Genomic DNA, 12,409 nt, shown 5'->3' on the forward strand with positions numbered 1-12,409 from the left:
TAATAATGACTGAGGTGTTTTATAAGCTTATAGCCTTAAAAGGTCTATAAATTTCAAACCAAAAATGAAAGCGCCTTCACTACTACCGTTGTAATAGGAGCGAACATAATCTACGCGGAGGAGTCTAAATTTTCCAAAACCGAGATTGTCGATACCGATTGAAACTTCGGAATAAGGCTTTCTTTCTTCGGTACTTAAAAAATGTGCTCCTGCCACTAAGTTGAGGTTTAGCTGATTTATTCCTGGAATTTTACCTAAAATCCATCCGCGGAAGTCGTGTTCTAAATGCCCTTCAAAATAACTTTTATTGGTGCTGAATTCGTAATAGGGCATTAGGTTGAAAACATTAGTATAATTTGGCGAAGTGCCCACTCTTGTTTGATTTCCGTTGAAATGTTTGTAATCTATAAATGAAATTCCTTCACCGTTTGCAATGGTTCCTCCTTTTAAATTGTAATAAAATTGACCTTTATTTCCTAAAGATATTGATTGATTTAAACTCGCTTCTAAGTGAGTATAATCGTAGTAGCTTTCAGTAATAGTGGTTCCATTTTCTACTGAAATATTAAGTTCAGGAAATTTATTATCACCAATATTAAACTTCATATCAGGATTTGAAAAATACTTTTGAGCGAAATTAATTCGAGCTCGTAACTTACTCTTTACAATGTTGTGTTCTGAAATTGCCGCATTGGTGAAGTCGTTTGGAGATAGCGGATTATTACTTGTGTAATTTACATCCTTATTCGGAATTGTAACATAGTCGGTATTGTTAAAGAGCGGTTGACGGTTTTCATAAGCAACAGATGCATATAAGTGCAGTCCGTTAAAAACTTCCTGACTATAGGCTAGACGTCCGTAATTAAGCTCGTAAAGCTTCATATAATTTCTTTCAAAGAAAAGCGTAGCTATGGTGTTTATTAGTGGAGAAATAGGCTCCTCATCGTTAAACTGAGCAACCTTGCTTCCTCCTGAGAGTGAAAAACGCAACTTGTTCTTCCAATTGAAGTTTCTAAGAATGCCAGCTGTAAATCGAAGTCGGTCTTCGGCAATTCCATAATCTGCTCTAACGGCTGCCGATAGCGTGTTTGTTTGGTTATCGTCGTACCATTTAAAGAAAGTTAATCCAGCTTTACTGTTCCAACCTTGTACAGTGTTGAAGTTTATCCCTCTTAATGGCCCTTCGTATCCCACCGACCACTTGTTGTATGAGTTTTTGTAAGTATAGCCGGTTAATAGGCTCATTACTCCAGGTTTATTTGATTTAGCATCTATAGAATCTAAATATTTCTTCGAGCTTCTTAATACTTGAAGGCTGTCTTTCTTAATGTAATCTTTAAGTTCTTCATTCGTAAGTGGCACTGGACGAATTCCTTTCCAAAATAGACTGTCTTTTTTATTAGCTTCTGGTTTAAAGGAAAGCACTTCGTTGGTGAATGACTTTTTAGTGAATTCAGGTTTAAAATCGTAATTACTATAAACAGCAATAAAACGGCCATCTCCTTTCATCCCTAAGAGGCCAAACCCAAAATCGATAGTTTGAGAAAGTTTAACCCAGAAATCATTATCGGTGTCGTATTTATAATTTTGTTTAATTAATAAATCACTTACAAAAGGTATCTGAATTGCACTTCCTGCAGTAGAAAGTTCTACGCCGTAAAGTTGCCAATCATCTTCAACTATATAAAGATATCCGTGCCATACTCGGTCTTTAGGGCGTTTAGGTGTAACTTTAATTTTATTGATAAGCTTTGTGCCTTCATAAAAAACTCCATCGAGTTTATAGTTGTAATAGCTTAAGGCATTATTTGCAATTGGCGAAACAAGAGCAGTATTTAGTTCTACCGTATTTTCGTAAAACGAAATGTTTGCACTTTGCGCACTGTTGAAGCTAAATCCGTTATCGTTACCGCTTACTTTACTTGCTATAATTTTTTCAGTGAATTTGTCAGGTTTTTGATAGGCTATTTCTGAAATAGTTTCCGATAGGTAAACTATTCCTGTACGTGTACTGTCTAGCGCCCCATCAAAATCACCAACTTCTTGTCCGAAAATTTTCTCTGGAACATCTTTCACGTGCCATAGTCCTCTCGAATAGAAGTCTGCAGTGTATTCGCTTAGTTTTTCTAAGTTTTCTTTACGCTGTTCAATTGTCTTGCGAATAATGCGATAGGCGGGATCTTCTGAAGTGTCTACAACTACTTCCTCTAAACTTGTTGTTTCCTCTTCAAGTGAAATGTTTAAGATATAAGGAAAAGATGTAGCCGTGATATTTTTGGTTAACGTTTTATAACCTAAAAACTGAAATGAAACTTTGTATTCTTTCTTATCAGATACGTTTAAAGAGTAGTTACCGTCGTCATTTGTTGTAGTTCCTATATAGCTATTTTGAAGATAAATATTCACATAGGGTAGTGGTTCACCATTAGTGTCGGTTACTTTTCCTACTATCTGAGCAGAAATAGTTGTTGAAATTAATAGGAAAACTAGAAGAAGTAATTTTATTTTCATCAGTATTTTGGAAGATTAGTTATTGCAAAATACTAATAAAAAAGTTTACATCTTGCTAAAGTATTGTTATCGGATAATGTAATCTAAACTTCTTTTAGTTAGAAGAATACGAAGATGCTAAAACTGGGAAAACAACTAATTATTAAATGATTTCTTAATTCTGCTGAGTTGTTTTTTGGTATCTCTTTCTTTTATGGTTTCCCTTTTGTCGTATAGTTTTTTACCTCGAGCAAGAGCGACATCCATTTTAGCTAAACCTTTGTTATTAGTGAAAAGTACTAATGGTATAATGGTTAACCCAGAGTTTTTAACTTCTTTTTCAAGTTTCTTTAATTCACTTCGATTAAGAAGAAGTTTACGTTCACTTTTAGGGCTGTGGTTGTAATGTGTGGCGTGGCTATATTCTTGAATAGTCATGTTTATCACAAAGAGTTCGCCTTTACTATTGAATTCACAAAAGCTTTCAGCAATCGAGGCCTTACCTTCTCGGATGGCTTTTATTTCGGTTCCGCGTAAAACAATGCCTGCAGTGAAAGTATCGAGAATCTCATACTCAAACCTAGCTTTACGATTTTTAATTTTTACGTTTTTCTGAATTGCCATAGATGCAAAAATAGAATGAATAAAGAAGAATTTCTAAATTTTATTATAAAATCCGAAAAGAAGATTTTATTCCACTTTTAAAGTTTCTACGTTTCGGTTGTTTCCATCGATAGATACCTTAAAAAGTGTTGCATTATCGCTATCATCCATATCATTAAACTTTTGTTCTCCTATAAGTTTATTTACCAGCATAGGGGTGGTATTGCTGTGTCCCGAAATGATAACAGTTTTACCATTGGTTTCTTTTAGAAAGTCTTCAGAGTATAATGTGTTTGGGTTGTAAGTTTTAGGAGAAATTGCTTTTTGCTGAGCAATAAAAGAGACTGTCTGCTTGGTTCTAATGTATTTAGTTACGTAAATCTCGTCAATTTTGATTGTCTCGAAATATTTCGCCCAATTTTTTGCACGCATCATTCCATCTATGTTAAGACTAGGATCTTCATTTTGAGGATCTGTTCTATCCTTTTCGGCGTGACGAATTAAATAATATGTTGCTTTATATAGTGGGGTTTCGACTACATTGTTTTCTTCTGAAGACTGTTCCTCGATGTTTTTTTCTTTTTGTTGACCGCAAAATGTAAAAAGCGGCATGAAAATCAATAATAATAGAAATTGCTTCATAGTGTTGTGTTTTAAATAACATCATTTAAGACTTGTTAGCAAAGTTATAACTTAATTCAAAGAACCTTTAGGGTTTCATTAATATAAAATCTCAGAGAAGACATGTAATTTTAAAGTATCAAAAAAAAATAATTAATTAAACTAAAATCAAAAAGCTATGAACGAAGATCAGTTTAAAGGAAAATGGAATCAAGTAAAAGGTAAGTTTAAGCAACAATTTGCAGACATTACCGATGATGACTTAATGTACGCTGAAGGAAAGTCTGATGAATTACTTGGACGCCTTCAAGAGAAAACGGGTAAAACCAAAGAACAATTAAAGGACTTGATAGATAAGTGGTAGTTATTTCTAAACTATAGTTACTGCTTTATTTGAAGCCAGGCCCATCAAAATTCAATATTAAAATTTTGATGGGCTTTTTGTTGTACCTAATTTTTCTACAAATTCAGAGCTGCTTCTGGGCGTTTATTTTTCATTCACTAAATAAAAAGTAGGTGTTCACTAAATAAGCGTACTAAAGAATAAATTAGTTAATAGTTTTATAGAAATTTTAATTTTAAAACTTGACTAACATTTAAATTAATAATAAAATGAAAATATTTCCACTTACACTTTTGTTTCTATTTATTTCGCTACAATCTTACAGTCAAGAACCTATATATTTTGAAAATGGCAATGGTGTTTTAAAAGGAAACCTTAATCAAGGTAAGCCTATGGAGGATTTATCTTGGGCGTGGAAAAGTAATAATGCATGTTTCCCAGAAACGCAAAAAAATAAATTTACAGGAAATCATGTGTTGTATTATACCGATTTACCAGCTTATTCCGAAATGGAAGTAACGGTGGTTCCTAAAAATCGTAGAGCTAATTTTAGTATTTACGCATATCAAGTTGGAACAGTTTCGGAGAAAAATATTGTACCTAATTTAAACGGTTGCGTGAGTTGTGAAGCTGAACATAAATGGGATTATAAAAAAAGAGGAAGAACTCAGAATCATACACGTACAGTAAAAAATTTAACGGCTATTGCAAATCCTTTCCAAGTGGTAATTGGTGTGACAGGAGCAGATGGATTGGCTGAGGGCGAGTATGAACTTCATGTAAAACTTAAAACTAGATAAAAAAATCCCCCAAACTTTTGCTTGGGGGATTTTCATAGAATAGAAAAACTAAATTATTCTACTAAAGTCTCTTGGTTTCTAAACACAAGATTATCATTAAAACTATCTAGCAGTATAATACTTTCTGTAGTTATTTTTCCTGCGAGAATTTCTTTCGATAGCTCGTTAAGCACTTCTCGTTGTACAACTCTCTTTACTGGTCTTGCTCCAAATTGAGGGTCGTAACCTTTCTCAGCTAAATAATCGATAGCTTCAGGTGTTGCATCCAAAACAATATTTTGTTTCAGCAACATTTTAGACACACCCTTCAATTGAAGCTCCACAATTTTGCGGATGTCTGTTCTTGAAAGTGGTGTAAACATTATAATGTCGTCAATTCGGTTTAAGAATTCTGGACGAACTGTTTGTTTTAGTAATGCTAATACTTCAGTTTTAGCACCTTCCATTGCAGTATCCGGATCTTTCACCGCTTCAAAACGCTCTTGAATAATCTGACTACCCATATTACTAGTCATAATAATAATGGTGTTTTTGAAATCTGCTAATCGTCCTTTGTTGTCTGTCAACCTACCTTCATCTAAAACCTGCAATAGAATATTGAAGGTATCAGGGTGTGCTTTTTCAATTTCGTCTAGCAACACCACACTATAAGGTTTACGACGTACAGCTTCGGTTAATTGCCCACCTTCGTCATATCCCACATATCCTGGAGGTGCACCAACTAAACGGCTCACACTGTGTCTCTCCTGATACTCACTCATATCAATTCGCGTCATAGCACTTTCATCATCGAATAGATATTCAGCTAAGGCTTTAGCAAGCTCGGTTTTACCTACACCAGTTGTTCCTAAAAATAAGAAACTACCAATTGGTTTTTTTTCGTCCTGCAATCCTGCGCGGCTTCTTCTAATAGCGTCACTTACTGCAACTATTGCTTCGTGTTGACCAACTACTCGTTTGTGAAGCTCATCTTCTAATACTAATAGTTTTTCACGTTCACTTTGAAGCATTTTGGTAACTGGAACTCCAGTCCATTTTGCAACAACTTCAGCAATATCTTCTCTATTAACTTCTTCTTTAATTAAAGATGTGCTTTCGTCGTTTTCCGCTAGTTGCGTTTCAAGTTTGGTAAGCTTTTCTTGGGCTTCTTTAATTTTTCCATAACGAAGCTCTGCTACTTTTCCAAAATCGCCATCTCGTTCAGCGCGTTCAGCTTCTAGCTTATACTCTTCAATTTCCTTTTTCAGATTCTGAACATTATCTACTACTTCTTTCTCACTTTGCCACTTTGCATTAAGTTCATTTCGTTCTTCTTTTAAATTGGCTAATTCTGAATGTAGAGACTTCAACTTAACTTCGTCGTTTTCACGTTTTATCGCTTCAATTTCGATCTCAAGTTGCATTATCTTTCTGTCTAAAACATCTAGTTCCTCAGGCTTAGAGTTGATTTCCATTCTAAGTTTACTAGCTGCTTCGTCCATTAAGTCAATGGCTTTGTCTGGAAGGAAACGGTTTGTAATATATCTTTCTGAAAGTTCAACGGCAGCAATAATTGCTTCGTCTTTAATACGTACCTTATGGTGTGTTTCGTACTTTTCTTTAATTCCTCGTAATATTGAAATAGCACTTTCAGTATCTGGTTCATCTACAACAACTCTTTGGAATCGACGCTCTAAGGCTTTGTCTTTTTCAAAATACTTTTGGTATTCATCAAGCGTTGTTGCTCCTATTGCGCGTAATTCACCACGGGCTAATGCTGGTTTTAAGATGTTTGCGGCATCCATTGCACCTTGTCCACCTCCAGCACCAACTAGGGTGTGTATCTCGTCGATAAAAAGAACAATGTCTCCTTCGCTTGAAGTTACTTCCTTAATAACAGCTTTTAATCGCTCTTCGAACTCCCCTTTGTATTTGGCTCCGGCGATTAACGCACCCATATCTAATGAATAAATCTCTTTAGTTTTTAAATTTTCAGGTACATCCCCGTCCACTATTCTGTGAGCAAGACCCTCTGCAATTGCAGTTTTACCAGTTCCTGGTTCTCCAACAAGCATTGGGTTGTTTTTTGTTCTTCTAGAGAGAATTTGAAGAATTCTTCTTATCTCTTCATCACGACCAATTACTGGATCCATCTTGCCATCACGAGCTAGTTGGTTGAGGTTTTTAGCGTATTTGTTTAATGAATTATAGGTTTCTTCAGCACTTTGTGAAGTTACTTTTTCGCCACCTCGTAACTCCTGAATAGCAGCTTTCATCCCTTTTTCGGTTACTCCTTGGTCTTTTAGACTTTGGGCAATAGCACTTTTAGAATTTAAAATCGCCAAAAGAAGATGTTCAATAGAAACAAATTCATCGCCCATTTTTTTAGCAATATTGCTCGCTTCAAGTACAGCTTTATTGGCTTCACGTGAAAGCATAATATCACCACCAGAAACTTTAGGGAAGCTTTCTAGTTGCTTTTCTAAAATCTGTTTAAGGGTAACAAGGTTTACATTTAATTTTTTTAAAATGAATGGTGTGGCATTTTCATCCACCTCAAATATAGCTTTGAGTATGTGTTCGTTTTCAATTTGCTGATGGCCAAATCCCTGGGCAATTTGCTGCGCTTTTTGGATGGCCTCCTGGCTTTTTATGGTAAAATCGTTAAAGTTCATATATAATATTCTTTTTTTTGCTTTTTGTTTATTTCTTTCGGCTTCGTTTAAAGAGCGAAAGTCATTGTGCTTAGTCGAATTACAAATACAAAGCCATTATAAAATTAAGACAAAATGTCTGTAATAATCAGCTATTTAACAGACATTATGACTGTTGTTTTTAGCTTTTATCATTTCATTTAGATATTTATGACAATAGAACTTGTAGCTTTGTATAAAAGAAATTATTATGGGACTTTTTGATATGTTTAAATCACCAAGAGATGCTGCTAAAGAGGAAATAGTAGAAACTCCTTGGCACGTTTTAGGTAAAATAGAGCAGTTAGACGATTTAGTAGCACAGTCTAAAACAAAACCAGTTGCAATTTTTAAACACTCTACCCGTTGTGGTGTGAGTCGTGGCGTCCTAAAGATGTTCGAAAAAAATTATAGCTTAAATGACGATCAGCTAAAATTGTATTTTCTTGATTTGTTGCAAAATCGCGATATTTCAAATGAAATAGCAACACGTTTTAAAGTAAACCACGAAAGCCCACAGCTTATTGTAATTAAAGATGGGGTAGTGGTGCACCACGATTCGCATAACGGAATTGATGCTGCTGACCTCACAAAATTTGTTTAGCTATAGATTAGTACTTTCAACTACTTTATTTAAAATGGGTTGTTTATTAGAATTTCCCTGAAATTTTCCTTTATAACTGTACCAGCATCAAAAACCATTTGTTCGTTGCTTGGGAAAATTATAAAATGATTGGTTAGAAGTTGCATGTCTTCATTAGATAATGCACGTTTGTTTCCACGGTATTTTAAAAACACATTTTCAAAAATAAATTCTGCTGAAAGAGGGAAGTTTTTTAACCTCCTTCTTTTGTTTAAGTCTTTATAGACTACTTCACCTCCAACAAACACACTTTTCTGTTGCGTGGTAATAGTTACTAAGGCCGAAACATCTTTAAACTTATCGACTTTTATTGGGTTGCCAAGGCTGTCTTTTATAATATTTCCACCTCTGTCATATCTGTAGTCGTAACCATCCTTTACACGTTCTTTTCTAGTGAATTGTTTTTCTGAAATACGTTCAGGAGAAATTTGAATTGTTTGAAAATTCAGATCTATACCTAGATCGTAGTTAATACCTTGCTCAGGTTTTCCGTGATATTCTTTCCAAAATTCATTTAAGTCGTAGGTGTTGAAATCTAATAAATCTTGTTCCAATCTAAATGGGATTAATTGTCCTGTGTGATTGTTTAATTCAACTAAAACGAAATCGGTCCCATAAAAATGAGCATCTTCTTTTAGTTTTTTTACGTCCCGATAATTTGGTTGCACTTCGTCTATTTCACACAAAACATTGAACGCACTACGGAAATCTTTTTTCAAATTACTATTTAAATATAATTGAGCTTCTTGATATAGAGCTTTTAGATAATTTTCTTTTGAATTGAGTATTTCATTTGAATAATCGGAAAAAACGAAGTTTGCTTTCCGTCCCATTTCAAGACTGTGTAGCGGTAGGAGGGGGCGGATTTTATTTTGGCGATCTTTTAGGTCTAGGTATGTGTAGTAAACTTTTTTAGCACTTGAAGTTGATTTATCTTTTTTGAGAAACTCAATTTCACGCAAGTCCCTATCCGTAGCTTTTAAAAATGCAACTTCTAAAAGTTTGATGTGTGTGTCGAATTCTTTAGCAGTTTTATCTTTTTGAAGTTTTTTAACCGCAAGATTTATAGCTTCATCGTAATTCCCTTGAGAAACAAATCTCTCAGTTCGTTTTACGCTATTACAAGAAAAACTTAAAAGTGCTGTAAATAAAAGAATGTAATAAGCTTTCATAATAATTTGGATTAGTTGTGAAAGCTAAAATACAATAGTAGTACCAATTTTTAGATAAATACTTAATAGTATATAATTGGAGTAAATAAAAAAACCACGAAAACACTAATATATTATTATTTTAGCGTTTCCGTGGTTTAATAAAATTGAATTTTTATTGCTTTATCGCTGGAAGTAGTTTTGTTCTACATTCACCAAAGCCAATACGTACTTTGTCATTTTTACAGTATCCTCTTAAAATTACGGTGTCGTTATCGTTTATGAATTTTCTTTCCGTACCATCTGAAAGAGTGATAGGTTTAGCACCGCGCCAAGTAAGCTCTAGCATTGAACCATAAGAATCTGGAGTTGGTCCAGAAATAGTTCCGCTTCCCATCATATCACCGCTATTTACATTACATCCATTTACAGTATGATGCGCAAGTTGCTGAGCCATATTCCAATACATATATTTAAAGTTGGAAGTAGAAACTTTTGTTTCAGCTGCATTTTCTGGAGCGATATAAACTTCAAGGTTGATGTCGTAGCTTTTCTTTCCTTTATACTGAAGATAAGGTAGCTGTTCTCTTTCAGGTTTAGGACCTTCTACTTTATAAGGTTGAAGTGCATCTAAAGTTACAATCCAAGGTGATATAGAAGAAGCGAAGTTTTTCGCTAAGAATGGTCCAAGGGGAACATATTCCCACTTTTGAATATCACGAGCACTCCAATCGTTAAAAAGTACTAATCCGAAAATGTAATCTTCAGCTTCATTTACAGGAATTGGCTCACCTAAAGCATTGGCATCAGTAGTGATAAAAGCCATTTCAAGCTCAAAATCAACTAGTTTTGACGGACCAAAAACAGGTTCGGTAGCTCCTTCAGGCATAGTTTGTCCCCAAGGTCTACGGGCATTAATTCCACTAGGTATAATAGACGAGCTTCTTCCGTGGTATCCAACAGGGATGTGAAGCCAGTTTGGCATTAAAGCATTTTCTTTTCCGCGAAACATCGTTCCCACATTTGTTGCGTGTTCTTTACTTGAATAAAAATCGGTGTAATCTCCTACTTGTACAGGAAGCTGCATTTCTATTTCATCCATAGTAAATAGAATGTGCTTTCTGTGATTTTCATTATCGCGAAGCTCGGGATTTTCTTTGTCGAAAATATCGGCAATTCGGTTACGTACCAAACGCCAAGTTTTTCTTCCATCACTTATAAAATCATTTAATGTGTCTTGAAGAAAAATATCATCAGTAAGGTCAATTCCTTTGAAATAGCCTAATTGATGTAAAGCACCTAGGTCTATAGCATAGTCTCCTATACGGGTGCCGATAGTAATAATATCATCTCTGGTTAAGAAAACGCCAAAAGGGATATTTTGAATTGGAAAATCTGTATCTGGATTAGTTTCGAGCCAGGTTTTTCGATTAGGGTCATTAGCTGTTATAGGCATTTTTTAATATCTTTTATAGTTGTGAAATAAAACTAAGTAAAAATTATTCGAATTACTGAAATTCAAGGAATTAATTATGGAATAAGAATAGTTTGTAACTTATGTTTTGTTCATTAAATTCTTCATCAAATATATATATTTCACGACAGTTACCAATTGGATTTGCTATTTTTGGAATTAATTAACTTTCAAAAAAAATATTAGCTTCATAAAAGGTTTTAAGAGCTTAATATTTTTGAAAATAAACAGATGTTTTAACCCTTATTTCAAATAATAAAATTTTACTATGAAACGCGACGAACAGATTTTTGAACTTATAGAAGAGGAAAAACTAAGACAGAAAAATGGTTTGGAGCTGATAGCTTCAGAGAACTTTGTAAGCGACCAAGTTATGGAAGCTGCTGGATCAGTTTTAACTAATAAATATGCTGAAGGTTATCCAGGTAAGCGCTATTACGGAGGTTGTGAAATTGTTGATGAAGTTGAACAACTAGCAATTGATCGTGCAAAAACACTTTTTGGAGCTGAATATGCAAACGTGCAGCCACATAGTGGTTCACAAGCAAATACAGCAGTTTTTGCAGCTTGCTTAAACCCAGGCGATAAATATTTAGGCTTTGACCTTTCTCACGGTGGTCACCTTACGCACGGTTCACCAGTAAACTTCTCTGGTAAACTTTACAACCCTGTTTTCTATGGTGTTGAAAAAGAAACTGGACTAATCGATTACGATAAGGTTGAGGAAATCGCACTGAGAGAAAAGCCAAAAATGATAATCGCCGGAGCATCTGCGTATTCACGTGAAATGGATTACAAGCGTTTTCGCGAGATTGCGGACAAAGTTGGAGCAATCCTTTTTGCAGATATAGCTCACCCAGCAGGTCTTATTGCTAAAGGTATTATTGGTGATCCATTACCTCATTGCCATATTGCAACTACTACAACACACAAAACTTTACGCGGTCCTCGTGGAGGTATGATTTTAATGGGGAAAGATTTTGATAACCCATTTGGTATTAAACTGAAAAACGGAAAACTTCGTAAAATGAGCAGTATCTTGGATAGTGCAATTTTCCCAGGAAACCAAGGAGGGCCATTAGAGCATATTATCGCGGCTAAAGCAGTTGCATTTGGTGAAGCATTAACAGATGAGTTCTTGCACTATATGGTACAAGTGAAGAAAAATGCAGCTACAATGGCAAAGCATTTTGTTGATAAAGGTTACGATCTTATCTCAGGTGGTACAGATAACCATATGATGCTTATTGACCTTCGAAATAAAAATATTTCTGGAAAAGAGGCAGAAGAAGCACTTAGCAAAGCTGATATTACAGTAAATAAAAACATGGTGCCTTTTGATGATAAATCACCTTTTGTAACAAGTGGAATTAGAGTTGGAACTGCAGCCGTTACAACACGTGGTTTGGTTGAAAAAGATATGGGTAAAATTGTCGACTTGATTGATGAGGTAATTATGAATCACGATAACGAAGCTAAATTAGAGAGCATTGCCGAAGAGGTTAACGAGATGATGTCTGGTTTACCACTTTTTAAAATGTAATAACTCCTAGAAAACAACTCTCTAACTTTCCCTGAAATATTTCTAGGTATAGTTGGAGAGTTGTTTTTT

At 34.7% G+C, this 12,409-nt stretch carries 10 protein-coding genes; 4 read left to right on the forward strand and 6 right to left on the reverse strand.

The features are described 5' to 3' along the window. Positions 1 to 27: 27 nt before the first annotated feature. From G3A46_RS05985 to G3A46_RS05995, 3 genes are all read right to left on the reverse strand, one after another. Positions 28 to 2,511, reverse strand: a complete 2,484-nt coding sequence (locus G3A46_RS05985) for a DUF5686 and carboxypeptidase regulatory-like domain-containing protein (protein ID WP_165147436.1) — start codon at positions 2,509 to 2,511, stop codon at positions 28 to 30. Positions 2,512 to 2,646: 135 nt separating this feature from the next. Further along, positions 2,647 to 3,114 (reverse strand): SsrA-binding protein SmpB, encoded by a 468-nt coding sequence (smpB, locus tag G3A46_RS05990; protein WP_165147439.1) that lies wholly within the window; start codon positions 3,112 to 3,114, stop codon positions 2,647 to 2,649. A gap of 66 nt (positions 3,115 to 3,180) precedes the next feature. Beyond that, positions 3,181 to 3,735 carry a phosphoglycerate mutase family protein gene (locus tag G3A46_RS05995; RefSeq protein ID WP_165147442.1) on the reverse strand — a complete coding sequence of 185 codons (555 nt, stop codon included), beginning with the start codon at positions 3,733 to 3,735 and terminating at the stop codon, positions 3,181 to 3,183. A 157-nt stretch (positions 3,736 to 3,892) separates the two neighbouring features. Between G3A46_RS05995 and G3A46_RS06000 the strand changes: the two genes are divergently transcribed. Together G3A46_RS06000 and G3A46_RS06005 are read left to right on the forward strand one after the other, a co-directional pair. Beyond that, positions 3,893 to 4,078 (forward strand): CsbD family protein, encoded by a 186-nt coding sequence (locus tag G3A46_RS06000; RefSeq protein WP_165147445.1) that lies wholly within the window; start codon positions 3,893 to 3,895, stop codon positions 4,076 to 4,078. 248 nt (positions 4,079 to 4,326) lie between these two features. After that, a complete protein-coding gene (locus G3A46_RS06005; RefSeq protein ID WP_165147448.1) occupies positions 4,327 to 4,857 on the forward strand; it encodes a hypothetical protein in 531 nt (176 codons plus the stop codon). A 53-nt stretch (positions 4,858 to 4,910) separates the two neighbouring features. Here G3A46_RS06005 and clpB read toward each other — a convergent pair whose 3' ends face one another. After that, positions 4,911 to 7,511, reverse strand: coding sequence for an ATP-dependent chaperone ClpB (gene clpB, locus G3A46_RS06010; protein ID WP_165147451.1), 2,601 nt, complete (start codon positions 7,509 to 7,511; stop codon positions 4,911 to 4,913). Positions 7,512 to 7,740: 229 nt separating this feature from the next. Between clpB and ytxJ the strand changes: the two genes are divergently transcribed. After that, positions 7,741 to 8,133, forward strand: coding sequence for a bacillithiol system redox-active protein YtxJ (ytxJ, locus tag G3A46_RS06015; RefSeq protein ID WP_165147454.1), 393 nt, complete (start codon positions 7,741 to 7,743; stop codon positions 8,131 to 8,133). Positions 8,134 to 8,162: 29 nt separating this feature from the next. Here ytxJ and G3A46_RS06020 read toward each other — a convergent pair whose 3' ends face one another. Continuing rightward, positions 8,163 to 9,344, reverse strand: coding sequence for a hypothetical protein (locus G3A46_RS06020; RefSeq protein WP_165147457.1), 1,182 nt, complete (start codon positions 9,342 to 9,344; stop codon positions 8,163 to 8,165). 154 nt (positions 9,345 to 9,498) lie between these two features. Then, entirely contained in the window at positions 9,499 to 10,779 is a 1,281-nt protein-coding gene (gene fahA, locus G3A46_RS06025) for a fumarylacetoacetase (RefSeq protein ID WP_139855154.1), read from the reverse strand. A 286-nt stretch (positions 10,780 to 11,065) separates the two neighbouring features. On the opposite strand from fahA, the gene glyA reads away from it, so the two are divergent. Then, positions 11,066 to 12,340, forward strand: coding sequence for a serine hydroxymethyltransferase (gene glyA, locus G3A46_RS06030; RefSeq protein ID WP_139855155.1), 1,275 nt, complete (start codon positions 11,066 to 11,068; stop codon positions 12,338 to 12,340). The last annotated feature ends 69 nt before the right edge of the window (positions 12,341 to 12,409 follow it).

The sequence above is a fragment of the Aequorivita sp. KMM 9714 genome (assembly GCF_011065475.1).
Taxonomy (GTDB): Bacteria; Bacteroidota; Bacteroidia; order Flavobacteriales; family Flavobacteriaceae; genus Aequorivita; species Aequorivita sinensis.

What these genes read in the sequence shown, in the direction of transcription:
- G3A46_RS05985 (WP_165147436.1), bottom strand. Translation starts at nt 2,511, where the DNA reads ATGAAAATAAAATTACTTCTTCTAGTTTTCCTATTAATTTCAACAACT.
- ytxJ (WP_165147454.1), top strand. Translation starts at nt 7,741, where the DNA reads ATGGGACTTTTTGATATGTTTAAATCACCAAGAGATGCTGCTAAAGAG.
- glyA (WP_139855155.1), top strand. Translation starts at nt 11,066, where the DNA reads ATGAAACGCGACGAACAGATTTTTGAACTTATAGAAGAGGAAAAACTA.
- clpB (WP_165147451.1), bottom strand. Translation starts at nt 7,511, where the DNA reads ATGAACTTTAACGATTTTACCATAAAAAGCCAGGAGGCCATCCAAAAA.
- G3A46_RS06000 (WP_165147445.1), top strand. Translation starts at nt 3,893, where the DNA reads ATGAACGAAGATCAGTTTAAAGGAAAATGGAATCAAGTAAAAGGTAAG.
- G3A46_RS05995 (WP_165147442.1), bottom strand. Translation starts at nt 3,735, where the DNA reads ATGAAGCAATTTCTATTATTATTGATTTTCATGCCGCTTTTTACATTT.
- G3A46_RS06020 (WP_165147457.1), bottom strand. Translation starts at nt 9,344, where the DNA reads ATGAAAGCTTATTACATTCTTTTATTTACAGCACTTTTAAGTTTTTCT.
- G3A46_RS06005 (WP_165147448.1), top strand. Translation starts at nt 4,327, where the DNA reads ATGAAAATATTTCCACTTACACTTTTGTTTCTATTTATTTCGCTACAA.
- fahA (WP_139855154.1), bottom strand. Translation starts at nt 10,779, where the DNA reads ATGCCTATAACAGCTAATGACCCTAATCGAAAAACCTGGCTCGAAACT.
- smpB (WP_165147439.1), bottom strand. Translation starts at nt 3,114, where the DNA reads ATGGCAATTCAGAAAAACGTAAAAATTAAAAATCGTAAAGCTAGGTTT.